Consider the following 26192-nt stretch of genomic DNA (forward strand, 5'->3'; position numbering starts at 1 on the left):
ACCCTAGCGACGCGGACATCCGCGGAGGGTAATGTATCTGACCGTGTCCGATGAGTCGCACATTGCCGACACGATGCTCGTGGTGGACGATCATCCGGTGGTCCGGCGTGGTCTCGTCTCGCTGCTGGCCGGTGAGCCCGGCGTGGCCCGGGTCGTCGAGGCGGGTGGGGTGGTCGAGGCCCGCCGGTTGGCCACTCTCGACCGGCCGCGGTGCGCGCTCGTCGATCTCGCGCTGCCGGACGGCGACGGCGTCGGTCTGGTGCGTGAGCTGCTCACCATCGTGCCGGGCTGCGCGGTCGTGGTGATGACGATGACGAACGACCCGGGGACGGTGCGCGCCGCCGGGACGGCCGGCGCGCGCGGCTACCTGCTCAAGGACACCGATCCGGAGACGTTGCTGGCGGCGATCCGCACGGTCCGGGCCGGTGGACGCGCGTTCGGCCCAGGGGTGGCCGACGACACCCCCGGCGCCCCGGCCCGCCCGGGTCCGTTGGACTCGCTCAGCCCGCGGGACCGACAGTTGTTGGCCCTGTTGGTCGACGGCCGCAGCACCCGCGAAATCGCCCGGAGCATGTCGCTTAGCGAGAAGACGGTACGCAACCAGATCTCCATCATCAGCGGCAAGCTGGGCGTCTCCGACCGGGTGCAGGCCGCGCTCGTCTACCACCGCGCCGGCCTTGCCGGCTGACCGGGCGGCACCCGGGCCGGGCCGCGCTCACCGGCTGCCGGCGGGCGCGGCCTGGCTCACCGGCCGGCCAGCAGGCGCCGCTTGTCGGGCTTGCCGGCGGGGGAGATCGGGACCTCGTCGACGAAGCTGATGTACCGGGGCACGCTCGCCTCGCCGAGCCGTTCCTGGACCAGCGTCCGCAGCGCGGCCGGCTCCGGGTCGCGCCCGGGGGCGGGCACCACGAAGGCGTGCACCGCCTCGCCGGTCTCCTCGTCCGGCACGGCCACGACGTACGCCTCCGCCACGTCGGGGTGCGCGACGAGCGCCTGCTCGATCGGGCCCGCGTACTGCAGGTTGGCGTTGACGATGATGACCTCCCGGGTGCGGCCCAGCAGGTGCAGGTATCCGTCGGCGTCGAACCGGCCCAGGTCGCGGGTCCGGACCCAGCCGTCCACGAAGACCTCGGCGGTCTGCTCCGGGTCGGCCCAGTACCCGCTGGCCTGGCCGGGGGTGCGGACGAACAGTTCGCCCTCGGTGCCGACCGGCACTGGCCGGCCGTCGCCGTCGCGGATCTGCACCTCGACCGCGCCCGGCGGCCGGCCCACCGAGGCGAGCACGGCCGGTGGCCGGCCCGCGTCGAGCCGGTCGGCCAGCGGTGAGCCGTTGGCGTCGGTCAGGGCGGCGCTCAGCTCCGCGGGGGTGACCATCGCGATCATCCCGGCCTCGGTCTGGCCGTAACCGTGATAGACGACCGGTCCGAGCACGGTCATCGCCTCGGCGAGCCGGGCCGGGTCGAGCGGGGAGCCCGAGACCAGCAGGGCACGCAGCGCGCTGAGGTCGACCGGATCGGCGCGCTGCGCGGCCACCAGTTTCGTCAGCCGGGGCACGGTGATCACACTGGCGGTGGCCCGGTGCCGGGCGAGGGCGGCGGGGAAGAAGGGCTGGTCACCCCGGGGCGGTTCGGCGACGACCATGGTGCCGCCGGCGGCCAGGGTGAGGATGCCGTACTCCAGCATCACGTGGCTGCTCAGCGAGCCGAAGAGCAGATACCGGTCGAGCCTGCCGGCGATGTCGCGGACCACCGACGGCCACCGGTCCGGGTAGGCGGCCCAGGCGCCGGCGAGTGAGGCGTACGTCTGCAGGCAGCCCTTCGGGTTGCCGGTGCTGCCGCTGGTGTAGGTGACCCGGGCGATGTCGTCCGGGCGGGCGGTCGGGGTCGGCGGGTGCGGGGGTGCGTCGGTGGTGGTCAGGTCCGGTGCCCCGGCCACCGGGCCGACCCCCAGCAGCGGCAGCCCGGCCGCCGCCGACCGCAGCGACGCGGTCGCACCGGCGTCGTCGACGAGCACCGCGGCGATCTGTTGGCCGAGGATGTGCCGGAGCTGGCCCGGGGTGAGCCCCGGTCGCAGCCCCGCCACCCGGGCGCCCACGACGTGCGCCGCGATGGTGGCGGCGAACGCCTCGGGCGTCACCCCGAGCGCCACGGCCAGCCCGGTGCCGGGTCCGATCCCGGCCCCCCGCAGCCCGGCGGTCAGCCGGCCGATCAGGTCCAGCAACTCGGCGCCGCCGACGGTGCGCCGGCCGTGCTCGAAGACGGGACGGTCCCGGTCGGCGGCGAGCAGGTCCAGCACCACCTGCGGGAAGCCGGCTTCTGTCGGGAGTGGACGCCCGGTCCGGTGTGCCTGCTGTGCCTGCGTCATGCGCGCGAAGATAGCGGCAGATCCTCAGAGATAACTCAGATTCCGGGCCTGAGTTTTCTCTGAGTTCCGCGCCGTACGGTCTGCTCCGTGACCGCAGAGATGCTCGACTATCTGATCATCGGGGCGGGGCCGGCCGGACTCCAGCTCGCGGCGCTGCTGGAACGGGACGGCAGCCGCGACTACCTGGTGCTGGAGTCCGCCGACGTCCCCGGGGCGTTCTTCACCCGGTTCCCGAGGCACCGGCAGCTGATCTCCATCAACAAGCCGCACACCGGTTCGGACGACCCGGAGCTGAACCTGCGGCTGGACTGGAACTCGCTGCTCACCGACGACCCGGCGCTGCGCTTCACCCGGTACACCGAGCGGTACTTCCCGCCCGCCGACGAGATGATCCGCTACCTGGCCGACTTCGCGGCCGGCACCGGGGTGCGGGTCAGCTACGGCAGCCGGGTCACCAGCGTCGCCCGGCTGGCCGACGAGGGCTTCGCGGTCACCGAGGAGTCCGGCACCGTGCACCGGGCCCGCCGGGTGGTGGTGGCGACCGGTGTGTCCCAGCCGTACATCCCACCGATCCCCGGGGTGGAGCACGCGGAACCGTACCCGGAGATGTCGGTCGACCCCCGGGACTTCCTGGACCAGCGGGTGCTCATCATCGGCAAGGGCAACTCGGCGTTCGAGACCGCCGACAACCTGATGGAGACCACCGCGCTGATCCACGTGGCGGGGCCGAGTTCGGTCCGGCTGGCCTGGCGGACCCACTACGTCGGGCACCTGCGGGCGGTGAACAACAACTTCCTCGACACGTACCAGCTCAAGTCGGCGAACGCGGTCCTCGACGGGCAGGTCCGCGAGATCGCCCGCGATGGCGCCGGCTACCGGGTGAGCTTCGCCTTCTCCCGGGCCGACGAGGCGGTCCGGGAGCTGCGGTACGACCGGGTGCTGCTCTGCACCGGCTTCCGGTTCGACGCGTCGATCTTCGACGCCGACTGCCGGCCGGCGCTCGCCGTCAACGACCGGTTCCCCGCCCAGACGGCCGCGTTCGAGTCGGTGAACGTGCCGGGCCTGTACTTCGCCGGCACGCTCTCCCAGGAGCGGGACTTCAAGCGGTCCACGAACGGGTTCATCCACGGCTTCCGGTACACCGTGCGTGCGCTGTACCACATCCTCGAACGGCGCCACCACGACCAGCCGTGGCCGGCCCGGAAGGTGCTCGCCGAGGCCGAGCCGATGGCCGACGCGATAATCGAACGGGTCAACCGCAGCTCCGCGCTGTGGCAGCAGTTCGGGGTGCTCGCCGACGTGCTGACGGTGGCCGGGGCGGACGTCCGCTACCACGAGGAGGTTCCGGTCGGGTACGTCACCGGGACCGGCTTGAACACGGCGGACCACGAGGCGACGGACGCGTTTCTCGTCACGCTGGAGTACGGCCCGGAGCACGACCAGGTCGACCCGTTCGACGTGTCGGTGCGCCGGGTCGCCCAGGACGAGGCCGGCCAGGCGCACGACGCCGCGTACCTGCACCCGGTGGTTCGCCACCACCGCGACGGCCAGGTGGTAGCGGTCCACCACCTGGCGGAGAACCTGGAGAACCAGTGGAACCGGCCGGACGTGCACCGGGCTCCGCTGGTCTCGTTCCTGGACCGCTGCCTAGACGGCGCCGTGGGCTGAGCCGTGCCTCCGGTGGCGGACCAGGTGGGCCCGCGTCACATACCCACGGCCGGCGCGGGCCCCCTGGTCGATCTGCACGACCTGGCGATCGAGGCCGAGCGGCGGCTCGACCCGGACCACTGGGACTTCTTCGCCGGCGGCGCGGGTGACGAGCGCACCCTGCGCGCCAACGAGGCCGCTTTCGACGGGTACCGGATCCTGCCCCGGGTGCTGCGCGGCGGGGGCGCTCGTGACCTGCGGACCGGCCTGCTCGGCGACGAGCTGGCGCTGCCGGTGCTGGTGGCCCCGACCGCCTTCCACCGGCTGGCGCATCCCGACGGGGAAGTGGCCTGCGCCCGCGCGGTCGCCGCCGCCGGCACCGTGATGGTGGTGAGCATGGCGGCCACCACGTCGATCGAGGCGGTGGCCGCGGCGACCGACGAGGACGGGCGGCGGGCGCGGCTGTGGTTCCAGCTCTATCCGCAACCGGATCTCGGCTTCACCGAGTCGGTGGTCCGCCGGGCCGAGGCGGCCGGCTGCCGGGCCCTGGTGGTGAGCGTCGACTCGCCGGTGTTCGGCTGGCGCTGGCGCGACCTGCGCAACGGCTTTCTGGATCTGCCGCCCGGGTTGTGCTGCGAGAACATGCGGGACCCGGCGACCGGCCGGGTGCGCGACATCGTCATGGACGCCCGGCTGGACTGGCACCGGATCGACTGGCTGCGCGGGATCACCCGGCTGCCGGTCGTCCTCAAGGGCATCCTGCACCCGGCCGACGCCCGGCTGGCCGTCGAGCACGGGGCCGACGCCGTGCTGGTCTCCAACCACGGCGGGCGGCAGCTGGACGGGGCGCCGGCCAGCATCGACGCGCTGCCCGCGGTCGTCGACGCGGTGCGGGGGCGGATTCCGGTGCTGCTGGACGGCGGCGTCCGCCGGGGGACCGACGTGCTCACCGCGCTGGCCCTCGGCGCCGCCGCGGTCGGGGTGGGGCGGCCGGTCGTCTGGGGGCTCGCGACCCGGGGCGAGACCGGGGTACGGCAGGTGCTGGAGTGGTTGCGCGCCGACCTGGACCGGGCGATGACGCTCACCGGGGCGGTCCGCCCCGCCGACCTCACCCCGGACCTGGTGCGGCCGGGACCGCCCCGATGAGCGGGCTGCCCCTGCTCGGGTCGGTGTTTGTCGTGGCCGGGGTGGTGCTGTGGTTTCTGCCGGACTGGCTGCCTCCGGCCGTGGTCCGGCTCCGAGAGTGGATCTTCGCCCGGGTCAACGGTGCCGAGGGAATCCCGATCCCGGGTCCGCTGGTGGGTCCCGAGCACTTCGAGCGGGTGTACGCGCACCCGGCCGCCAACGGCCGTAGCCGGGGGGCCGGGCTCTCCGACCTGTTCTGGTACTGGCTGGCGCCCGGCCCGCACGTACACCAGGAGCACCTCGAACCGGGGGAGCGCTACCGCACCGTCGCCCGCACCACCCGGCAGGTGCTCGCGGTGCCGCATCGGCGGTCGGCCGAACTCGCCGCGGCGGCGGCCCGCCGGGGGCTCGACCGGTTGCCGGCCGACCGGCCCGGTCACGTGCGGCTACGCGACCTGATGATGCCGATCTGGGCCGAGGTCTATTACGAACTGGTCTTCGCCGAGCCCTGCCCGGCCGACGCGCGGGCGCTGATCGTGGCCAATGCCGACGACGTGGTCACCGCGCTCAAGTGCTGTGGGCTGCGGCATCTGGACCGCCGGGAGCGGCTCACCCGCTACCTGCGGGACCGGGTCGAGGCCGGGACGGCCCCGGTGACGCTGCCGGCGCCGTTCACCGCCGAGGAGACGGCCTGGTACCTGCAGGGAACGTACTTCAACACGGCGGTCGTCCAGATGTCGGAGGCGATGGCGCACCTGCTGCTCGCCGTCGCGCAGCACCCGCCGACGCAGCGGGAACTGGCGGCCGTCCTCGCCACGGGTGAGGGGAGTGGCGAGGACGGCGACCGGGTGCTGGACCGGGTGATCGACGAGAGCCTGCGGGTCCATCCGCTCTTCGGGGTGGCGCACCGGATCACCTCGGCACCGATCGAGGTCGACGACGAGGTCACCATCCCGGCCGGCTCCGTGCTGCTGTTCAACTATCTGGCCTTCCAGCGCACCGGGGTGGCCGCCGACGACACCTTCGACCCGTCCCGCTGGCGCACGCTGCGGCGCGGCGAGGCGCACTTCGTCCCGTTCGGGGTCACCGCCAACCGGGCCTGTCCGGCCCGCGGGGTGGCCCCGGTGATGATGCGCGCGGTCCTGCGTGAGGTGCTGCGCCACCACACGCTTGTCTCCAGCGTCCGGCACACCCGGTCGCTGCCGAACCGGGGACCGTGCTTCCTGGTGCCGGCCGGCGTCCGGCCACCCGGGCGGACCCGGCTGTGGGCGATGCGACTGCGCGACCGGTGGTCCGACGTCTGGCGCAGCCTGGTCCAACTCACGCTCGGCAGCGTGATGGTGCTCGACGCGCGCCGCCAACGGCTCTGCGCCACCTACTTCGAGGGGGATCCGGAAATGATCTTGCCTGGTTCGGCGGCGGCCCGGGGCCCGGGGGGCGCGTCATCATGACGCCGGTGGAGTTGGCGCCCCGCTTCTTCCTCGCGGTCGCGGTGATCCTGCTCTTCTGCCGGCTGATGGCCTGGCTGCTGGGCAAGGTCGGCCAGCCGGCGGTGGTCAGCGAGATGGTGGCCGGCGTGCTGCTCGGGCCGTCGCTGCTCGGCCTGGTGGCGCCCGACGTCCAGAACGCGCTGTTCCCGGCGGCGCTCTACCCGGTGCTCTACATCGTCGGCCAGGTCGGCCTGGTCATCTTCATGTTCCAGGCCGGGTACGCCTTCACCGCGCACCCGTTGACCGGGCTGGCGGGCACCGCCGGGGCGGTGTCGCTGGCCGGCATCCTGGTCCCGCTCGGCCTCGGCGCGCTGCTGGTGCTCATCACCGCCGGGCAGGTGCCGGTCCTGGCGGCCGGCGCCTCCGCGGGGGTGACCGCCGCCTTCGTCGGGGTGGCCCTCGCCATCACCGCCTTCCCGATGCTCGCCCGGATCATCACCGAGGGCGGGCACGCCGGCACCCGGTACGGCTCGCTCGCCCTGGCCAGTGGCGCGCTGGACGACCTGGTCGCCTGGATCCTGCTCGCCGTGGTGCTCGCCACCGCGTCGGGCCGGCCGGGGCCGGCGGTTGTCACGCTCGGCGGGGCGGTGCTGTTCGGCCTGCTGCTCTGGTTCGTCGGCCGGCGGCTGGCCGCCGCGCTGATCGGCAGCGACCGGCTCGGCGACCAGTCCCGGCTGCTCGGCCTGATCGCGCTCCTCTTCGCGGTCGCCTGGTACACCGACGAGATCGGGCTATACGCCGTCTTCGGCGCCTTCTCGGTCGGCGCGATCATGCCGCACACCGAGCGCACCGACCGGATGATCGCCACCATCGTGCCGATCTGCCAGGTCGCCTTCCTGCCGCTCTTCTTCACCTACTCCGGCCTGCACACCGAGTTCGGGCTGCTCGGCCAGCCGTCGGTGCTGGTCTTCGCGGTGGGGTGCGTCGCGCTCGCCATCGTCGGCAAGTTCGGTGCCTGCTGGGCGGCGGCGCGGCTGCGGGGCGAACCGGCGGCGGTGGCGCTGCGGGTCGGCGCGCTGATGAACGCCCGCGGCCTGATGCAGCTCATCGCGATAAACGTGGGGATGGCGGCGGGGATCGTCAACTCGACGCTGTTCACCGCGCTGGTGCTGGTCGCGCTCGTTACCACACTGATGACCACACCGGTGCTGAGCTGGATAAACCGGCGGGAGGCGCGGATCATGGTCCGGTCCGGGCCGGGAGAGGTTAAAGTAGCGGCCGGGCGAATCGCCGGTCCGGTTTAGAGATATCTATCACAGTCGATGTAACACACCTCATGTGCGATTCTCAATACGTGCTCAATGCGATCGCGCCGTCACCAGTCGTGCGACGGTTGCTCCTGGTGGAGGACGACGCGGACCTTGCCGACATGCTCAGCGAGGTGTTGACCGACGAGGGATACCTCGTCGACGTGGCCCGGGACGGGCAACGGGGCCTGCACTTCGGACTGACCCGGCCGTACGACGTGATGGTGATCGACCGGCTGCTGCCGGCGATGGACGGGCTCAACCTGCTCACCCGGCTGCGGTCCCGGGCGGTCGGCGCCCGGGCACTGATGCTCACCGCTCTCGGCACCGTCGACGACCGGGTCGCCGGGCTCGACGCCGGTGCCGACGACTATCTGATCAAGCCGTTCGAGCTGGACGAGCTGACCGCCCGGCTGCGGGCGCTCTGCCGCAGCCGGGCGGACGGGGCCGACTCGCTGCCGATCGGGTCCGGTCGACTCGACCTCGCCCTGCGCGACGTCGTCCTGCCCGACGGCACCCGGGTAGCGCTCTCCACCCGGGAGTTCGAGCTGCTGCGGGTGCTCGCCGCCGCCCCCCGGGTGGTCCACTCCCGGGCCGAGCTGCGCCGCCAGGTCTTCGACGAGGCCAGTGCGTCGTCACTTGTGGACACCTACGTGTACTACCTGCGCCGCAAACTCGGCCGCGCCTCGGTCCGGACCGTGCACGGTCTCGGCTACCGGCTCGGTGAGCTGTGATGGCGAGCCGGCGGGTGGGGGCCGCGGCCGGAACGACCTGGGCCGAGGCGGAACGCGCGGTGGTCGCCCGCGCCCGGCGGCGGATCGGGCTGCTGGTCGGGGTCGCGGCGACCGTGCTGGTGACCGCCGCCGGTGGCGTCTCCTACGCGATGCTGGTCCGCGGCCAGGAACGCCAGATCGAACGTGAACTGGCCTACACCGCCGATCACAGCGACCCGTCCGGTCCACCCGGCTGCACCTGGCTCTTCATCCTGGACGACGGTGAACTGGTCACCGGCCGGGTGCCGGCCCCGCCCGGCTTCCCGATGATCGAGGAGATCAACGCCAGCGCCGCCACCTGGACCGCCCGCGAGACCACGGTGGAGGCCAACGACACCGTCTACTTCGTGCTGACCCGGCCGCGCGGCGACGACGTCGTGCAGGCCATCTTCGACGCCCGGTACCAGCTCGCCGACCGGCGGACCCTGCTGCTCTCCCTCGCCGTCGCCGAGGCGGTCGGGTTGCTCGTCGCGATCGCCAGCGGAATGGTGCTGGGCCGGCGGGCGGTCGCGCCGCTGGCCGAGGCGCTCGCCCGGCAGCGCCGGTTCATCGCCGAGGTCAGCCACGAACTGCGTACGCCCATCGCCCAGGTGCACACCCGGGCCCAGGTGCTCGCCCGCCGGGCCGGCACCGCCGGGGTGCCGGACGGCTACCGCGGTGACCTCGACCGGTTGGTCGGCACCACCCGGCGGCTCGGTGAGGTCGTCGAGGACCTGCTGCTCTCCGCCCGGCTGGCCGCCCTGCCCAACGGCCGGCCGATGGCCGACCTGGTGGATCTGGCCGAGCTCGCCGAGTCGGCGGTCCTCGCCGAGGCGGACCGGGCCGCCGAGCAGCAGGTGACCCTGACGCTGAGCCGGCCGGACGTGCCGCTGCCGGTGCTGGGAGTGGCCTCCGCGCTGCACCGGGTGGTGAGTGAACTGCTGACCAACGCGCTGAGCCACACGCCGGCCGGCGGGCAGATCGAGGTGGCCGTGCGCCGTTTCGGTGACGTCGTCGAACTGGCGGTCACCGACACCGGAAGCGGGTTCGACCCGACCGACCGGATCTTCGACCCGTTCCACATCGGCGGTGGCGGGGGGCGCGGGCACACCGGCCTCGGGTTGGCGCTGCTGCGCGAGGTCGTCACCGGGCACGGCGGCACGATCGAGGCGCTGGGCCGTCCCGGCCAGGGAGCCAGCTTCGTGGTCCGGCTGCCGACCCGGGCCGGGCAGGACCGGCCGGTGGCCCGGGTCGGCGGCTGAACCGGCGGGGGTCAGCCCCGGCGGCCCTTGAAGACACTCTTCGGGATGTATCCGGTGACCACCTGGGTGCGGTCCACGACCTCGGCGTTGTGGTAGTTCACCGCGATCGAGGCGAACGAGTACGCCTTCGGGACGGTCATGCCCTGGGTGGTGACGAGGAAGTCGACGGTCTTCTCGACCGCGATCCGCATCGCCCGGTCGAGATCCCAGTGGATGCCCATCATCATCCAGTGGTCGTCGGTCTCGGCCCACGGCAGTTCGGTGGCCACCCGCTTGATCACGGTGATCCTGAAGGTGCCGGCGAGCGAGTGCTCGACGGCGGTGCCGCTGACCTCCCCGTCGCCCTGGCAGCTGTGCGGGTCACCGATGAAGATCTGCGCGCCGGGCTGGAAGACCGGCAGGTAGAGGGTGGTGCCGACGTTGAGGTCGCGGACGTCCATGTTGCCGCCGAACTTCCCCGGCGGGGTGGAGTTCTGCACGCCGGTGGCCGGTGGCGGGGCGTCCTCGGTGTTGCCGATGAACTCGCCCGTCGGGGGAGCGACCGCGATGATCCCCATGAACTTGTGGGTCGGGATGATGATGTCGTCGGCGAAGAAGACCACCTCCCGCCCCCGGTGCATGCCGGTGCGGTAGAGGTGGGTGCGTACGTCGGGCCAGACCCCGGCCGGCAGGCCGGGCGGGATCTCGGCGGGGATGTCGAGGCCCTGGTCGCCCTCGCGCCAGCCGGGATAGAAGGTGGCCATCACGCCACCGGTCGGGGCGGTGTTGTTGAAGCCGTAGGGCACCCGGGTGTCGATGTCGAGGATGTCGACCGCGATGGTGTCGCCCGGCTCAGCGCCCCGGACGTAGATCGGGCCGGTCAGCACGTGCCCGCCGTACCGCCGGCCGGTGGCCTCGCGCTCGGGCAGCGTCTCCCAGAACGCCATCCCGTCGGCCAGGATCTCCTTCGGCCGGACGCCGAACGCGCCGAAGTAGTCGCGCGGGTTGATGGCCGGGTTGGTGAAACCCTGGTGGGAGAGGGTGTCGACCCGGACAGTCTCGCCCGACCGCATGGTCAGACCGGGCTGCCAGCCGATCGGGAACCCGCCCCAGTGCAGCTTGTCGGGGGTGGAACGGAGGTGGTGGTGCCACTTCGGGTGTTTCGGGCCGCCGCGGTGCCGGGGCACCGCCGCCTGGCTGGGGCCGGCGATCCCCGCCGTGATTCCGGCGGCCAGCCCGGCGGCCAGCAGGCTGCGGCGACTTGCCGCGCTCCAGTGCGTGGTTGACATGTGACCTCCCATGGTCACCGGACACCCCGACGGCAGCCGCCTCCCGGGTGTCCGGACGGGCACCTCACGATGATCAAGAGGTCGCTACACCGTCGCCGCCAGGTGTTTCAGTCTCATGTCGGTTCTGCAAATCCGCTGTTCATCGTGGTGAAAGTCGACGGTCAGGCCGGGTCGGCACCGCCGGGCAGCAGCCGGTCGAGGAAGGGGTTGCTGAACACCCGGTGCGGGTCGTGGCCGTTCAGCGCCGCGACCGCCCGGTCCCAGGTCGGGTCGGGCCCGTGCCGGTAGGTGTCGGGCACCGTGCGGGTCAGCATCGTCGGGTCGGCCCAGGCGGCGGTCCCGGTGTAGCCCCAGCCCTTCGACCACTCGACCCGGCAGCCGGCGTAGGAGCCGGTGTAGGTGGTGAAGAAGAACCGCTCCATCTCCCGGTAGAACTCGTGCGCCCGGGGCGCGGTGGGGAAGGTGAGCACGTCGAACCAGACCACCACGTCCCACTCCGGGTGGTCGGCCCGCGGCCGGGCTGCGGACAGCAAGGGCGACTGCGCCCCGGGTACGCCGACGTCGGCGGGCCGGTCGAGTCCGGCGACCCGGATCTCGACCTGGCCGGTCACCGGGTACTCGCCCCGCGCCCGGTAGCCGGCCAGTTGCCGTTCGTAGAAGCTGGCGAACTCGGCGACCACCCGCTGGATCGAGGCGCGGGTGGTGTGCACGGCGTACCCGTTGGCGGTCTCGCGCAGCGTGGTCGGCCGGACGTAGAGCAGCAGATTCTTCGACGGCCCCCACAGGTCGGTGGCCAGGGTGGCGGTCAGGCCCGCGGCGGCGGTGGTGTACTGCGCCTGTCCGAAGGTCGGGGTGAGCGCCCACTCGCCGGCGAGCAGCCGTTCGGCGAGCCGGGAGACCGGCTCCGGGACGTTGTCGGAGAAGACGTAGTTGTACGGGGTGGTGACGGGGCGGGAGGTCAGCGGGCGGGTCGGCCGGACGCTCCAGACCTTGAGCCACGGGTGGTCGGTGAAGGCGAACCAGATCGCCTCGACCCGGCCGGCGGCGGCCACGAAGCTGGCCAGCGTACGGCGTGCCCCGGCGCCCGGCGGGGCGAACAGTTCGGCGGCGGGAATGTCGACCGTGCTCACGCAGCGCAGGTTCTGGTTCGTGCCGACCCGTAACGTCACCTCGGTGAGGAAGGCACGTCCGACGTGGGTGAGCAGCGCGGCGCAGTCGGGATCGGCGCGGTCGAAGGTACGCAGCCGGTACCGGCCCTCGGCCGGGTCCCAGACCACGGCGGTGAGGGAGAGGATCAGGTTGCTCAGCGTGCCGTAGCTGTGGCCGGGCGGCCGGACCTCGTCGTCGGCCGGCACCGAGGTGCCGTGCCCGTTGATGGCGAGCACCCCGCCGACGCTGAGGTCACCCGGCGCCGGGGTGTTCGTCACGCCCAGCCCGTGCCCTTCGAGGAAGCCGAGCAGGTCCTCCATGGCGGCGCCGGTCTGCACCCGGACCGCCGCCGGTTCGGTCGACACCACGGTCATCGAGGTGAGGTGGCGGGTGGTGTCCACCAGCAGGACCCGGTCGGCGCCGGCGGCGCCGTCGGGCACGGTGAGCGGCGACCAGGTGTGCCGGTGACCGCGGGCCCGCACCGTGAAGCCGTGCTCGTACGCCCAGTTGGTGACGGTCACGACGTCGGCCGGTGAGCGGGGGGCGCAGGTCCACAGCGCGCTGGTGCGGATCTCACCGGCCCAGTTGCGGAACTCCTCGCGGTAGACCGGGATGTCGGCGGGAAAGTCCGGCGGCGCCGGTCGGGCACCGGGCGTCCACAGTGTACTAACCGCGGTGGCGGCGGAGACCTCCAGGAAACCTCGGCGGGAGATGGCCATCTCGATCCTCTCGTGGCTTCGCCCGGTGGCGACCGGGCGGCGGCGGTGCGGTGCCGGCTACCCACCGGCACCGCCCCCGAACCGGACCCGGCCGGTCATGGATCGTCAGTGCTCAATCCGACAACCCCGGCACCGCGGACCTGCCGCCCAGCACAGGTACGGTTTCGGTGATCGACGACGGGATCGGTGACCTGCCCCTGTGGCGGCCGACCCGGCAGGGACGGACCGGGAGGAGCGGCTGTGGCGGGGTTGAAAGCGTTGGTGGTTCGGGGCGGATGGGAGGGACACCGGCCGGTCGAGGCGACGGAGCTGTTCATACCCTTCCTGGAACGCGGCGGTTACACGGTCCGGGTGGAGGGGTCGCCGGATATCTACGCCGACGCCACCGAACTGGCCGGCACCGACCTGATCGTGCAGTGCGTGACGATGTCGCAGATCACCGCCGAACAGGTGGCCGGGCTGTCCGCGGCGGTCGCCGCCGGAACCGGCTTCACCGGCTGGCACGGCGGCATCGCCGACTCCTTCCGGGCCTCGTCGGACTACCTGCACCTGGTCGGCGGCCAGTTCGCCACCCACCCGGGCAAGGAACCGGAGGCGCGGTGCGGCCAGCCGGAGGACAACTTCCTGCCGCACCGGGTGCAGCTGACCGAGCTCGGCCGCCAGCACCCGATCACCGCCGGGATCGACGACTTCGACCTGGTCACCGAGCAGTACTGGGTGCTGCACGACGACCTGATCGACGTGCTCGCCACCACCACCCATCCCACCCGCCCGTGGCACCCGTGGCACCGGCCGGTCACCTCACCGGCGATCTGGACCCGCCGCTGGGGCGCGGGAAAGATCGTGGTGACGACCCCCGGGCACAGCCTGGACGTGCTGGAGCACCCGAGCGTGCGTACCGTGATCGAGAGGGGCATGCTGTGGGCGACCCGCACCGCGTCGGAGTGATAGGTCTCGGGGTCATCTCCCGCCAGTACCTGGACACCCTGGCCCACCACCCGGCCGTGCGGATCGCCGCGGTGGCCGACCTGGACAGCGACCGGGCGGCCGCGGCCGCCGCCGAGCTGCCCGGCGCCGAGGTGACGAGCGCCGAGCGGCTGATCGGGAGCCCGGACCTGCAGACGGTGCTCAACCTGACCATCCCCGCCGCGCACGCGGAGATCTCGCTCGCCGCGATCGCCGCCGGCCGCAACATCTACGGGGAGAAGCCGCTCGCCGTGACGTTCCCGGAGGGCCGCTCGATCGTCGACCGGGCGGCGGCGGCCGGCGTCCGGGTCGGCTGCGCACCCGACACCGTCCTGGGCACCGGTACGCAGACCGCCCGCGCCGCCATCGACGACGGGCTCATCGGGCGCCCGCTGTCGGCGTCGGCGGTCATGGTCACCCCGGGGCACGAACGCTGGCATCCGCACCCGGACTTCTACTACGCCCCGGGCGGCGGCCCGTTGCTGGACATGGGGCCGTACTACCTCTCGGCGCTGGTCCACCTGCTCGGGCCGGTCCGCGCGGTGGTCGGTGCCGCCGGCCGGTTGCGTGCCGAGCGGATCATCGGGTCCGGCCCACGGCTCGGGGAGTCGGTGCCGGTCCAGGTGCAGACCCACGTGACCGGCGCGCTGGAGCACACGAACGGGGCCATCTCCACCATCACCACCAGCTTCGACGGGGTCACCACGACGGCCGCGCCGATCGAGGTGCAGGGGGAGACCGGCACCCTGGCCGTACCCGATCCCAACTATTTCGACGGCGAGGTCCGGTGCTTCCCGCTCGGCGGTGACGGGTGGCGGGTCCTGCCGCCACGGGCGGGCTACGCCGGCGCCGGCCGGGGCATCGGCCTGATCGACCTGGTCACGGCCGGCGACGGGCGGCTGCCGCGGGCCGGCGGCGAGATGGCGCTGCACGTCCTGGAGATCATGACCGCGCTGCTGCGGTCGGCCGACGAGGGCCGGCGGATCGAGTTGTCGACGGCGGTGCGGCGTCCCGCCCCGGTGCCGCTCACCCGGCTCGCGGAGTGGACCGCGCGCGACGCCGCGCTGTGACAGGAGTTGAGTGAGCCGGGCCGGCTGTTGACAGAGCCTGTCGGGTCTGTCCAGGATGATCCAACCCCATCGAGCGGGTGACATCCTTCGATCCGGCCGCCCGACCCGGCGGCGGTGCACCGCCCTGTTCACCACCCCCTGATCAGCGGCACCGCAAGCGAAAGGCAGCGACATGTCCCCCTCACGCCGGCCCGGAACCCCCCGACGTCTCTTCGCGACAGTCGCCGCGGCGACCGCCTTCCTCCTGCTGGCCGGTCCGGCCACCGCGGTGACCGCCGCCGCCCCGGACGACACCGACGCGGTGCACGCCATCCTGGAACGCTTCGCCGACGAGCAGGCCAGCGTGGTGGAGGTGCTGCTGGCCGACCGCCACGAACTCGACCGGCTGGTCGCCACCGGCGTCGATCTCGATCACCACGTCTCCCAGACCGAGACGGGCATCGTGGTGCACGCCGTGGTGACCCCGAACGAGATCGACGGCCTGCGGGCGCGCGGCTACCGGATCGGCGAGACCCTCTACGACGCGCAGGACACCGACGAGCGGATCGCCGAACGCGAGGCGACGATCGCCGAACACCGGGCGGAGAACCGGGCTTTCTCCGCCCGGCTGGCGCAGGACACCGACGTCGCCGACGTCAGGATCATCCGAGCCGACTACTACACCTCCGGCACCAGCCAGGTGCTCTCGGTCGAGGCGAAGTGGGCCCAGGGCCAGACCTCGACCAGCACGCTGACGGTGACCCGCGACAGTGGACCGGGCACCGAACTCGGCTCCGGCGGCACCCAGACCATCTCCCGGTTCGTCGACGCCGGGGTCTACCTCTACCACCGGGGCGCCGCCACGGTCACCGCCCGGCCCGACCGGATCCAGCTCACCAGCCCCACCGGCGACACGGTGACCGCCCAGGTGAAGCAGTGGCTGCCGATCCCCGACGACTCCCCGGAGGGGCCGGGCTACCAGAAGGACTTCGTCACCAGCTACCTGACCCCGACCGAGCTCTACGACCGGATCAGGCGGCTCGCCGAGGAGTTCCCGCACCTCGCCGAGGTGGTCGAGCTGCCGCACCAGACCAACGGCTACCGGCGTCCGGCGCAGGTGGTGCTCGGCTCCACCAACGCCAGCCGGGTCGCCGTCGACTCGCTGGCCTGGGGGCACGAGGGCGGCAACGACATCACCGTGGAACTGGCCGACCCGGCCGCCGCCGACCAGGCGCTGGCCGTCACCGTGACCGGCACGGCGATCCGGGTCAGCCTTGCCACCGACGCCACCGGCGCGGTGGTCAGCACCGCCGCCCAGGTAGCCGCCGCCGTCAACGCCGCCGCGGGCGAGCTGGTCAAGGCGTACCCGTATCGGGGTGACGAGGGCGGCGGGGTGGTGACGCCGGTCGCCGCGACGCCGTTGACCGACAACCTGCGGGCCCCGGCGTCGGTCTCCCGCGACCCGCACCCGGTGTACGCGCTGCGGATCGGCAAGTTCCGGGACGGCTCCCGCACCGGGGTCCTCGCCTACGCCCAGGAGCACGCCCGGGAGTGGGTGCCGCCGCTGGTGGCGATCGAGACCGCGGAGCGGCTGCTGCGCAACCACCGCACCGACGAGAACACCCAGCAGCTGCTGCGCTCCCTCGACATCTGGATCGCCCCGTCGATCAACCCCGACGGCGGGCACTACTCGTTCTACGACTTCGCCTCCCAGCGGCGGAACATGACCAACCACTGCGCCGAGGGGGGAGCCACCGACGCGCTGGCCCGCAACTCCTGGGGCGTCGACAACAACCGCAACTACAGCGAGTACAGCCTCTTCGACGGCTACTCGGGCGCGTCGACGAGCTGCACCAGCGACGTCTTCGCCGGCCCGGCGGAGCTCTCCGAGCCGGAGAACCGCAACCTGGACTGGCTGGCCAGCCGCGCCAACATCAGGTTCTCGATGAACCTGCACTCGTCCGGCAACTACTTCATGTGGTCGCCGGGCGCCTACGCCACCCCGGGCCGGATCTCCGCGCCCCGGCCGACCCTGGCCGAGGAGTCGTTCTTCTGGGGCGCCTCGTCGCGGATCCTGACCGCCATCAAGCGGCACCGGAACCTGGCGGTCACCCCGGCCCGGACCGGCCCGATCTCCGACGTGCTCTACTCGGCGGCCGGCAACTCCGGCGACATGCTCTGGTACAAGTACGGCATCTACGCCTGGAACTTCGAGGTCGGCACGTCCTTCCAGCCGGCCTGGGACGAGGCGCACGAGCAGACCCTGGAGTACGCCAACGGCCTGGTCGAGCTGATGCGGGTGGCCCGCGACTACGACAAGGACCGCAGACGCCCGACCAGCACGCTGGTCACCGGCCCGGGTGCGGCCGAGGGCACTGTGGACATCCGGTTCGCGACGAGCGAACCGGCCGCCATCTTCTACACCCTCGACGGCACCAAGCCGACCTTCGAGTCGACGCTCTACGCCTCGGCCGGCATCCGGGAGGGCGCCGAGACGCTCACCGTCCCCTACGGCACCAAGGTCTTCTGGTTCTCGGTGGACGCGGCCGGCAACATCGAGAACAACTACCGCCCGGACACCGACGCCAGGAACTGGAACCGCGGCTTCGCCATCATCTCCGACAGCTGACGCCCGAATCGCGATCGCACGCCGCGCGGCCGTGGCACCTCGGGCGCTACGGCCGCCGGCCGCACCTCGACCGCCGGCCGGGCACGCCGGCGTGCCCGGCCGGGCTCAGACCGCCGTGTACGGCACCGGCCAGTGCCGCATCCGGTAGGGCAGGACGAGCAGTTCCGTCCCGGCGGCGCAGGCCAGCCCGGCCTCCACCGCGACCGCCGCCGCCTCGGCGTCCCCAGGGTCGGACCCGGTCGACGGTCCGGCGCCGCCACCAGGCGCGGCCGGGTCACCGGCGAGCCGCAGGAACGCGTCGAAGCCGTCGGTGATGACCAGCCGGGTCGGCTCCACCCCCGGGCGGACGTCCTTGACCACCACCAGACCGGGCCCGCGCCGGTAGTAGAAGCTGCCGTACCGGTAGCCGACGCCCCACCGCGCGGCGTAGGCGCGGCTCGGCCCGTCCCCGCCGCCGCTGGGGGGCACCAGGTGCACGTGGGTGTCGAGGGGGAACGACGGCTGGCCGACGAGCGTCCACCGCAGCCGGACGGCGTGGCTGGTGGCCTCCCGCAGGAAGCGCAGCAGCGCCAGGTCGCGCTCGGCGGATTGGCCGAACTCCAGCGGCTCGGGCAGCGTCACCGGCCGCAGCGACCAGGCGGCCAGGTCGAGCCGGCCGGTCGGGTCGGCGGGCAGGGTCAGGGTCGTCATGTCAGGCCACCTTCACCGGTTCGACGGTGGTGGCCAGGGTCAGCCACCGGCCGTTCTCCTCGAACACCAGGCCGGCGTCGGCCAGCTCCGCCAGCCAGCCGGCCAGCGCCTCGGCCCCGACCGGCAGACCCGCCTCGGCCAGCCGCCCGGCCAGTGCCGGCACCGTCCGGCCGTGCGCCAGTTCGTGGTAAGCCCGGATCAGCCGGGGGTCGGTGATCCGGTGCTCCCGCTCCGGCCAGCCGACCCGGCGATCGGAAATCACGATCCCGTCGGCGTCGTCGGCGACCACCCGCAGCGCGCTGGCCGGATAACCGTCGGTCCACCGGCCGATCAGCGCCAGCAGCGGGTCGACGTCACCGTCGGCCAGCCCGGCCGCGTCGGTGTCGAACAGGTAGACCAGGTCCGCCAGCTCCGCCTCGGGCAGGTCGTAGACGTGCTGGTAGAGCCGGGCCGGCCGGCGGGCCGGGAAGCCCAGCGCCGGGTTCTCGAAGTACGGGCTGAACCGTTCGAGCAGAATCCGGGAGGCGCCGGCCGGCGGCTGCAGGTGCACCAGCCGGGGCAGCTGCGGCAGCACCGCCGCGTAGTCCGCCCGGCACTCGCCGGGGAAGCCGTAGAGCCAGTTCCAGGAGACGGTCAACCCGGCCGACTCACAGTCGCGCAGGGTCCGCACGTTGTGGATGCCGGAGACGCCCTTGTCCATCAGCTTCAGCACCGGGGTCACCAGCGACTCGATGCCGGGCTGGACGTGTGCCACGCCCGCCGCGCGCAGCGCGCCGACCTCGGTGGGGCGCAGGTTCGACTTCACCTCGTAGTGCAGCCGCAGGTCCCAGTCGAGCGCGGCCACCCGGGGCAGCAGCTCGGTGAAGTACCGGTTGTCGATGATGTTGTCGACCATGATGACGTCCAGGGTGTGGTGGCGGCCCACCAGCTCGGTCAGCTCGGCCAGCACCCGCTCCGGCGGCTTGGCCCGGAACTGCATCGCGGTCCCGTTGAGTCCGCAGAAGGTGCAGTGGTGCTTCTCGCCCCACCAGCAGCCCCGGGCGCTCTCCAGCACCAGCTTCGGCTCGACGTGGCCCTGCACGGGGGACTCGGCCAGCAGGTCGAACCAGTCGGCGAAGGCCGGGGTGGGAATCCGGCCGGGCGGCACCAGCGGCCCCTGGTCGTTGTGGACGGCCGCCCCGTCCGCGTCCCGCCAGGACAGCCCCGGCACCCGCGCCATCGGCACCTCACCGGCGTGCGCGGCCAGCAGCATCGGAAACGCCACCTCGCCTTCGCCGCGTACGACGTAGTCGACGAAGGGGTAGTTGCGGTGCAGCGCGATCCCCATCTCGCCGTCGCAGTTGCCGCCGCCGAAGGCGATCCGCACCGCCGGGGCGAGTTGCCGGAGCCGGCGGGCGGCCGCCAGGCTCGGCACGTTCTGCATGAAGGTGGTGGTGAAGCCGACCAGGGTCGGCCCGGTGGCCAAGATCTCGGCGACGGCCAGCTCGATGAACTCGGCCGCGTACCCGCGCATCGCCAGCGGGACCGCGATGTCGACGCCGTGCTCGGCGGCGTACCGGCGCAGGGTCTCCACCCCGAAGTCGGGGTCGTCGTGCAGCACCCCGGCGAAGACCCAGTCGCCGAGCCCGTCGAAGAGGCCCACCTCGGCGACCTGGGTGTAGTCGGCCGGGGTCAGCTCGCCGCCGCTGCGCTCCAGCAGGAACTCCACCCAGCGCAGGCTGCCGTGCCAGGCGGCCGGCTCGGGTCGGCCGGCCGCGACGGCCGCCGCCTTGAGCAGCCCGATCGGCAGCGACGGCGACTCGATCGCCTGCCAGGGCATCGCGACCAGACACACGGACATCGCGGTACGCCTCCAAAGGGTTGTCGACCGGGGGCGGAGTGGGCGCCGGATGGGGACGGTCGTCGCCCCCATCCGGGGCCGGGTCACTTCTCGGACTTCCTGGTGGGTACCAGGTACTTGCAGGTGCCGTGGGTCGGCTTCTTGATGGCAACCTTCGTGATCGTCACGGGGTTCACCTCCTCTCCATGCTCGCCATGTCGACGCCGCCGGCCCGCAGCCTGGCCCGGTGCCGGCGGAGGAACCAGTGCCGGACCCGGTTGGGCTTGCGGCCGGTCAGCTCACCCAGCGACGCCGAGATGGCGTCCAGATAGGTCAGTCGCATGCCGATCTCGTGCCACTGCGGCCCGAACTCGCGCCACAGCTCCTGCCCGGCGGCGGTGTTCGACTCGCGGGTGAGGTAGTTGAGTCCGATCGCGATGTGCTGGATCTCGTCGCGTCGCACGTGGTGGTAGAGCTCGCCGAGCGGGTCGCCGGCGAACACCTCGCGCAGCAGCACGAACTCGTCGGCGGCGAAGCCCTCCAGCATGGTGTGCACCAGCGCCCGGCCCATGTACGGCAGGCTGGTCAGGGCGGCGTCGAGCGGCTCCATCAGCTCGGCCGCCTCCGGTTCCGGCTCGCCGCCGACCGCCCGGGCGTACTGCAGGAACGCGTCGGCGTGCCGGGCCTCGTCGGCGGTGGCCAGGGCGAGGCTGAACCGCAGCGGCGCGTCCTCGGTCTGCGCGGCGAGCGTCGCCGCCGCCACCAGGCCGGCCTGTTCGGCGTAGTAGCCGCGCGAGGACATCCGCCAGGCCAGCTCGGCGCGGTCCCAGTCGCGGACCGCCGGTCCGCGCCCGATGATCTCCGCGGCGCGCCACGGGGTCTTGTCCCGGGTCACCCCGAAGATCCGGTACGCCAGCTCGTCCTGGTCCAGTTCGCGGGCGTCGATGAGCGCCATGAGCAGCCCCCAATGGGCCTTGTCGGCCAGCCGGAATCGCGGCCGGTCGGGGTGGGAAAACCGTGCCAATAGACGCCGTGCGATCCGCGGATCTCGTACCGCGGTGTCGCCCGGTAACCGTCGTCGTAGGGATGGTCGCGTTCGCCGTGGCGGCGATGGGACCCGATGTTAATTGCCGTCCCGGACCGTGGCAAGCATTTCTTTCGAGACCCACCGCCGGCCCGGTTCGACCCGGCTGGTCAATTCGGCGGCGGGCCATTTTTTTCGGACGTCCGCACTTCCCCTTCGGGGCGCGGGCGTGGCAGGGTGGCGACACATTCACCGACCCATCGAGGAGTGCTGGCGTGCGTACCGGAACCGGTGGGTCGGTGCTGTCGGACCGGGCGCTGCGGCCCGCGGTCGCGGCCCAGGTCGTCGGCGTGGTCGGCACCCACGTGGCGGCGCTGGCGCTGCCCACCGTGGCCGTGCTGGCGCTGGCCGCCTCCCCGGTCGCCGCGGCCGGCCTGTTCGCCCTGGAGTACGGCGCCCAGGCGCTGGCCACCCCACTGCTCGGGGTGCTGGTGGACCGGGCCGGCGCCCGGCGTCGACGGTTGCTGGTCGCCGCCAGCACCGGAAACGCCCTGGCGGCACTGGCCGTGCCGGCGGCCCACCTGGCCGGCGCGCTCTCGCTGCCGCTGCTGTTTGCGGTGGCCGCGCTGACCGGGGTGCTCAGCGGCCTGACCGCGATCGGACTGCAGGCCACGGTGCCCCGGCTGGTTGCGCCCGAGCGGCTGGTGGCGGCCAACTCGGCGCTGGCCGGGGCGCAGTCGGTCGGCCAGATCGCCGGTCCGGCGGCGGCCGGTGCCCTGGTCCAGACGCTCGGCGGGGCGCTGGCGATGCTGGCCAACGCGGCCACCCACGTGCTCGCCGCGGTGGCCTTCGGCCGGCTGCGCCCGGCCCCGGCCGAGCCCACCGGAAGGCCGCCGAGCAGCATTTTCGCCGACCTGAGGGCCGGGATCGCGGCGCTGCGCGGGCGGCCGGTGCTGGTCCGGATCGCCGTCACCACCGCCGCGCTCAACCTCGGCGGGGCGGCGATCGGCGGGCTCTACGTGCTCTACGCGTACCGGGAGTTGGGCCTCGGGCCGTGGCTGCTGGGGCTGACCTTCGCGGTCAACAGCGTGGCGGCGGTGGTCGCGGCGGCGACCGCCGGGCGGGTCATCGGCCGGCTCGGGCCGGCCCGGGTGGTGCCGGTCTTCGCGCCGGTGGCGGGCGCCGCGCTGCTGCTCATCCCGGTGGCCAGCGTCGCGCCGCCGGTGCCGACCCTGATCCTGTACGAGGCCGTCTTCGGCTACTGCGCCACCGTCTGGCTGGTGGCCGCGGTGTCCCTGCAGCAGCGCATCGTCCCCGCCCACCTGCTCGGCCGGGTGCTGGCGCTGAGCCGCACCCTGGGGGTGTTGGCGATCCCGGTCGGGGCGCTGGCCGCCGGGGTGGTGGCGCAGGTCCGGGGGGTCGTCCCGGCGCTTGTCGGCTTCGCCATGGTGGCGTTCGCCGGCACCGTGGTCGTCGTCTCCCGACGGGTTCCCCCCGCCCCGTCGCCGGCGGACTAGGTATTTACACCGATGCCATTTCCGTAATCCTACGGACGACGGCTTCCGGGCAATTGTGGTTGGCTCTACGGAATTGACGTCGGCCCAATTTGCGGACCGCCGAACAGGCGCCGGTGGCGGAGGGCGAATGCAGCAATTCGATCTCGCGTCCGCGTACCACGAGATGGTGCGGATCAGGACCTTCGAGGAACGGGTGCTGGAATGCGCCGCCCGAGGGCTGGTTCCCGGTTCCGTGCATCCGTACACGGGCCAGGAGGCGGTCGCGGTCGGGGTGCTGTCGGCCCGCCGGCCGGACGAGTGGGTGGTCAGTTTCTACCGCTGCCACGGGCACGCCCTCGCCGCCGGGGTGCCCGCCACCGGGCTGTTCCGGGAGATCCTGGGCCGCTCCGGCGGGGTCTGCGGCGGCCGGGCCGGCTCGATGCACGTCGCCGACCGGTCCCACTACCTGCTCGGGGCGAGTTCGATCGTGGCCGCGCAGCTGCCGATCGCGGCCGGGGCGGCGATGGCGGAGCAGGCCGCCGGTGGTGGCCGGGCGGTGGTGGCCTTCTGCGGCGACGGGGCGTTGGGCGCCGGTGTGGCGTACGAGACCCTCACCGTCGCCGCCGTCCGCGGGCTGCCGCTGCTTGTGGTCTGCGAGGAGAACGGCTGGCAGGACCACACCCGCAGCGACCTGGTCCGGCACCTCGCCCCGGCCGAGCTCGCCCGGGGTCTGGGGCTGGCCTGCCGGGACGTCGACGGCAACGACGTGACGGCGGTCGCCGCCGCCGCGGCCGAGGCGCTCACCGACTGCCGGGCCGGCGTACCGCAGGTGCTGGTGGCCCGCACCTTCCTGCGGCACTTCCACGCGCAGCTCGGCCCGGTCCCGCCGGCCGAGTACCGGCCGGCCGCGGAACGCGGACACTGGGCGAGCCGGGATCCGGTGGACCGGGCGGCGGCGGCGCTGACCTCGGCCGGGCACGGCGACCGGGTCGCGGCCATCCGCGCCGAGGTCGACCGGGAGCTGGCCGCCGTGGTCGCCGACGGGCTCGCCGCCGACCAGCCCGACCCGGCCGGCGCGACGACCGGGGTGACCGTGGCGGCCTGGCCCGGGGGCACCCGGTGAGCCGGCCGCATCCGTCGATCGCGGCGGTCCGGGGCGCACTGTCCGCGCAGCCGACGATGAGCATGTTCTGCACCTTCCAGCAGCCCGACCTGATCGACCTCTACGGCGAAGACCGGATGGTCCGGCTGCCGATCGCCGAGCACGCGATGCTCGGGATGGCCGTCGGGATGGCGCTGCTGGGCCGGCGGGTGCTGGTCAGCATCGCCCGCGCGGCATTCCTGTTCAGCGCCTTCGAGCAGCTCATCAACGAGGCGACCACCTGGCGGTACATGTCCGGCGGCCAGTTCTCGGTGCCGGTGGTGATCCGCGGCCTGACCCGGGGCGGTGAACACCTGGGCGCGCAGCACGAGCACGCCCAGCACGGCCTGTTCAGCCAGATCCCGGGCCTGGTGGTGGCGGTGCCGGGTTCGCCGAACGCGGCGGCCGGGCTGCTGCGTACCGCGCTCGTGCATCCGGACCCGGTGCTGGTGCTGGAGTCACCCCGGCTCTACGCGCCCGACTGGGCCGAGCTGCCGGAGCCGGAGCCGACCGACGCCGCGTTGCCGTTCGGGGTGGCCGGGCGGGCCCGGGCCGGCCGCGACCTGACCCTGGTCGGGATCGGCAACACGGTGGCGACCTGCCTGCGGGCCGCCGCGCTGCTCGACCGGGAAGGGCTGCGCAGCCAGGTCGTCGACCTGCGTACCGCCGCTCCGCTGGACCGCGACGGGGTCGCCGGCCTGGTCGCCGGCGGCGGACCGGTGGTGCTGGTCGACGAGGCGCCCGCCGGTGCGGCGGTGATGGCCGACCTGGGCCTGCACCTGGTCCGCTGCGGCGCCGTCGCCGCGGACCGGCTGGAGCTGCTGACCGGGGCATCGGTGCCGGCCCCGGTCAGCCCGGCCCTGCTCGCGCCGCTGCTGCCGGACGTCGAGGCGGTGGCCGCCGCCGCCCGCCGGCTCACCGCCCGCCGGCCCGGCGGGTCGGCGCCGCGCCGCTGGCCCGTCGCCAACCCGTCCCGGTCCCGTTGAGGAGTCGTCATGATCGATGGATCGAAGTACCACGCCTGGCACGGCATCACCCCGATGGCCGACTTCCTGCGCGAGTCGGATCCGGACCTGTTCCTGGTCGGCGGGGACGGGAGCTACGCCGTCGACCAGGCCGGCCGGCGCTACCTGGACGCCCGGTCGTCGATGTGGAACGTGACCCTGGGCTACTCGTGCGAGCCGGTCAAGGAGGCGATGCGGCGCCAGCTCGACGCCCTGCCGTCCGGCACGGTGATGCGCTACGAGCACCCGCCGCTGGTGACGGTGGAGTACGCCCGCGCGCTGGCCGGGCTGCTCCCGCCGACGCTCGGGCGGATCCGGTTCGGCAACACCGGCAGCCAGATGACCGAGGCGGCCGGCATGCTGTCCCGCTTCCACCGGCGGATGACCGGCGAGCCAGGGCGGACCCGGATCGTCGCCCTGTCCGGTGCGTACCACGGCACCGGCCCGCTGGCCACCGCGCTGACCGCGGAGCAGATCCTGCACGACTGGTCGGCACCGGTGGACGGCCACGTCACCCACGTACCGGCGCCGGTGCCCGGCGCGGACCTCGCGCCGGTGTTCGCGGCCATCGACCGGATCGGGGCGGACCAGGTGACCGCCGTGATCTTCGAACCGGTGCAGGGCAACCTGCTGCACGCCGCCGACGTCGAGCAGTTGTCGGCCCTGGTGCGGGGCTGCCGCGAGCGGGGCATCCACGCCGTCGCCGACGAGGTGACCACCGGCGCCGGCCGGGTCGGCGCGATGACGGTGAGCGAGCGGCTGGCCGAACCCCCGGACATGATCGTACTGGGCAAGGGGCTCAGCGGCGGCTACTTCCCGCTGGCCGCGCTGGCGGTGGCCGACCACATCTTCGACGCGCTCGCCGACCCGCCGGTCCGGCTCGGCTTCCCGAACGGCTCGACCACCGACGGCCATCCGCTCGGTGCCGCCGCCGGGCTGGCCGTCCTGGAGATCCTCACCTCGGCGGGCTTCCTCGACGGGGTACGCGAGCGCGGCCGGCAGCTCGCCGCCCTGCTGACCGAGGCCTTCGCCGGCCACCCGCACGTCGGCGCGGTACGCGGCGAGGGGCTGCTGCTCGGTCTCGAACTGCGCCGTCCGGACGGGACCGGGTGGTCGGTGCGCGACGTCTACCGGCTGCGCCTGGCCTGCCGGGACGCCGGCCTGTTGACCAGCTACGCCGACGGCGTCCTGCCGCTGCTGCCGCCGTTGACCATCAGCGTCGACGAGTGCGCCGAGCTGGTCACGATCCTGCGCCGGACCGTGGACCGGTACGTGACGGATCAGCTGACCACCCCCTGACAGCGACATCCTTCTACATTTGCTCGCCGGCGAATACACTCTTCCGTCACCG

Annotated in this window: 20 protein-coding genes; 14 read left to right on the forward strand and 6 right to left on the reverse strand. The window is 73.2% G+C overall.

All coding sequences use genetic code 11. The features are described 5' to 3' along the window. Positions 1–43: 43 nt before the first annotated feature. Complete coding sequence (locus tag O7627_RS12140; RefSeq protein ID WP_278093603.1) at positions 44–688, forward strand: response regulator transcription factor; 645 nt, start codon at positions 44–46, stop codon at positions 686–688. A 56-nt stretch (positions 689–744) separates the two neighbouring features. Here O7627_RS12140 and O7627_RS12145 read toward each other — a convergent pair whose 3' ends face one another. Continuing rightward, positions 745–2364 carry an AMP-binding protein gene (locus O7627_RS12145; protein ID WP_278093604.1) on the reverse strand — a complete coding sequence of 540 codons (1620 nt, stop codon included), beginning with the start codon at positions 2362–2364 and terminating at the stop codon, positions 745–747. Between the two features lie 87 nt (positions 2365–2451). On the opposite strand from O7627_RS12145, the gene O7627_RS12150 reads away from it, so the two are divergent. From O7627_RS12150 to O7627_RS12175, 6 genes are all read left to right on the forward strand, one after another. Further along, positions 2452–4032 (forward strand): NAD(P)-binding domain-containing protein, encoded by a 1581-nt coding sequence (locus tag O7627_RS12150; protein WP_278093605.1) that lies wholly within the window; start codon positions 2452–2454, stop codon positions 4030–4032. Positions 4033–4044: 12 nt separating this feature from the next. After that, a complete protein-coding gene (locus O7627_RS12155) occupies positions 4045–5157 on the forward strand; it encodes an alpha-hydroxy acid oxidase (protein ID WP_278093606.1) in 1113 nt (370 codons plus the stop codon). After that, a complete protein-coding gene (locus O7627_RS12160) occupies positions 5154–6587 on the forward strand; it encodes a cytochrome P450 (RefSeq protein ID WP_278093607.1) in 1434 nt (477 codons plus the stop codon). Before O7627_RS12155 ends, O7627_RS12160 begins: the two co-directional genes overlap by 4 nt. Next, on the forward strand, positions 6584–7870 hold the full coding sequence (locus tag O7627_RS12165) for a cation:proton antiporter (protein WP_278093608.1): 1287 nt from the start codon (positions 6584–6586) through the stop codon (positions 7868–7870). Before O7627_RS12160 ends, O7627_RS12165 begins: the two co-directional genes overlap by 4 nt. Positions 7871–7950: 80 nt before the next feature. Continuing rightward, positions 7951–8607, forward strand: a complete 657-nt coding sequence (locus tag O7627_RS12170; protein ID WP_278093609.1) for a response regulator transcription factor — start codon at positions 7951–7953, stop codon at positions 8605–8607. Further along, positions 8607–9887, forward strand: a complete 1281-nt coding sequence (locus O7627_RS12175; RefSeq protein WP_278093610.1) for a HAMP domain-containing sensor histidine kinase — start codon at positions 8607–8609, stop codon at positions 9885–9887. Before O7627_RS12170 ends, O7627_RS12175 begins: the two co-directional genes overlap by 1 nt. Before the next feature lie 11 nt (positions 9888–9898). Here the strand turns inward: O7627_RS12175 and O7627_RS12180 are convergent, their stop codons facing one another. Both O7627_RS12180 and O7627_RS12185 read right to left on the reverse strand, forming a co-directional pair. Further along, a complete protein-coding gene (locus tag O7627_RS12180) occupies positions 9899–11155 on the reverse strand; it encodes an acetamidase/formamidase family protein (RefSeq protein WP_278093611.1) in 1257 nt (418 codons plus the stop codon). Positions 11156–11316: 161 nt separating this feature from the next. Next, positions 11317–13023 (reverse strand): cholesterol oxidase substrate-binding domain-containing protein, encoded by a 1707-nt coding sequence (locus O7627_RS12185; protein ID WP_278093612.1) that lies wholly within the window; start codon positions 13021–13023, stop codon positions 11317–11319. Between the two features lie 240 nt (positions 13024–13263). On the opposite strand from O7627_RS12185, the gene O7627_RS12190 reads away from it, so the two are divergent. From O7627_RS12190 to O7627_RS12200, 3 genes are all read left to right on the forward strand, one after another. Then, the gene (locus O7627_RS12190) at positions 13264–13971 is read left to right on the forward strand and encodes a ThuA domain-containing protein (protein WP_278093613.1); all 708 of its coding nucleotides are present in this window, start codon (positions 13264–13266) and stop codon (positions 13969–13971) included. Then, positions 13944–15059 (forward strand): Gfo/Idh/MocA family oxidoreductase, encoded by a 1116-nt coding sequence (locus tag O7627_RS12195; RefSeq protein ID WP_278093614.1) that lies wholly within the window; start codon positions 13944–13946, stop codon positions 15057–15059. Before O7627_RS12190 ends, O7627_RS12195 begins: the two co-directional genes overlap by 28 nt. 172 nt (positions 15060–15231) lie before the next feature. Further along, entirely contained in the window at positions 15232–17667 is a 2436-nt protein-coding gene (locus tag O7627_RS12200) for a M14 family metallopeptidase (RefSeq protein ID WP_278093615.1), read from the forward strand. 105 nt (positions 17668–17772) lie between these two features. Here O7627_RS12200 and O7627_RS12205 read toward each other — a convergent pair whose 3' ends face one another. From O7627_RS12205 to O7627_RS12215, 3 genes are all read right to left on the reverse strand, one after another. Further along, positions 17773–18357, reverse strand: a complete 585-nt coding sequence (locus O7627_RS12205) for a DUF5825 family protein (RefSeq protein ID WP_278093616.1) — start codon at positions 18355–18357, stop codon at positions 17773–17775. Position 18358: 1 nt separating this feature from the next. After that, complete coding sequence (locus O7627_RS12210; protein ID WP_278093617.1) at positions 18359–20197, reverse strand: RiPP maturation radical SAM C-methyltransferase; 1839 nt, start codon at positions 20195–20197, stop codon at positions 18359–18361. Positions 20198–20369: 172 nt separating this feature from the next. Continuing rightward, positions 20370–21131 carry a ferritin-like domain-containing protein gene (locus O7627_RS12215; RefSeq protein WP_278093618.1) on the reverse strand — a complete coding sequence of 254 codons (762 nt, stop codon included), beginning with the start codon at positions 21129–21131 and terminating at the stop codon, positions 20370–20372. Between the two features lie 344 nt (positions 21132–21475). Between O7627_RS12215 and O7627_RS12220 the strand changes: the two genes are divergently transcribed. From O7627_RS12220 to O7627_RS12235, 4 genes are all read left to right on the forward strand, one after another. After that, on the forward strand, positions 21476–22717 hold the full coding sequence (locus tag O7627_RS12220; protein ID WP_278093619.1) for an MFS transporter: 1242 nt from the start codon (positions 21476–21478) through the stop codon (positions 22715–22717). A gap of 127 nt (positions 22718–22844) precedes the next feature. After that, a complete protein-coding gene (locus O7627_RS12225; RefSeq protein ID WP_278093620.1) occupies positions 22845–23819 on the forward strand; it encodes a thiamine pyrophosphate-dependent dehydrogenase E1 component subunit alpha in 975 nt (324 codons plus the stop codon). Beyond that, the gene (locus O7627_RS12230) at positions 23816–24823 is read left to right on the forward strand and encodes a transketolase C-terminal domain-containing protein (protein WP_278093621.1); all 1008 of its coding nucleotides are present in this window, start codon (positions 23816–23818) and stop codon (positions 24821–24823) included. Before O7627_RS12225 ends, O7627_RS12230 begins: the two co-directional genes overlap by 4 nt. A 9-nt stretch (positions 24824–24832) precedes the next feature. Next, the gene (locus tag O7627_RS12235) at positions 24833–26140 is read left to right on the forward strand and encodes an aminotransferase class III-fold pyridoxal phosphate-dependent enzyme (RefSeq protein WP_278093622.1); all 1308 of its coding nucleotides are present in this window, start codon (positions 24833–24835) and stop codon (positions 26138–26140) included. The last annotated feature ends 52 nt before the right edge of the window (positions 26141–26192 follow it).

It is taken from the genome of Solwaraspora sp. WMMD1047 (genome assembly GCF_029626155.1).
Taxonomy (GTDB): domain Bacteria; phylum Actinomycetota; class Actinomycetes; order Mycobacteriales; family Micromonosporaceae; genus WMMD1047.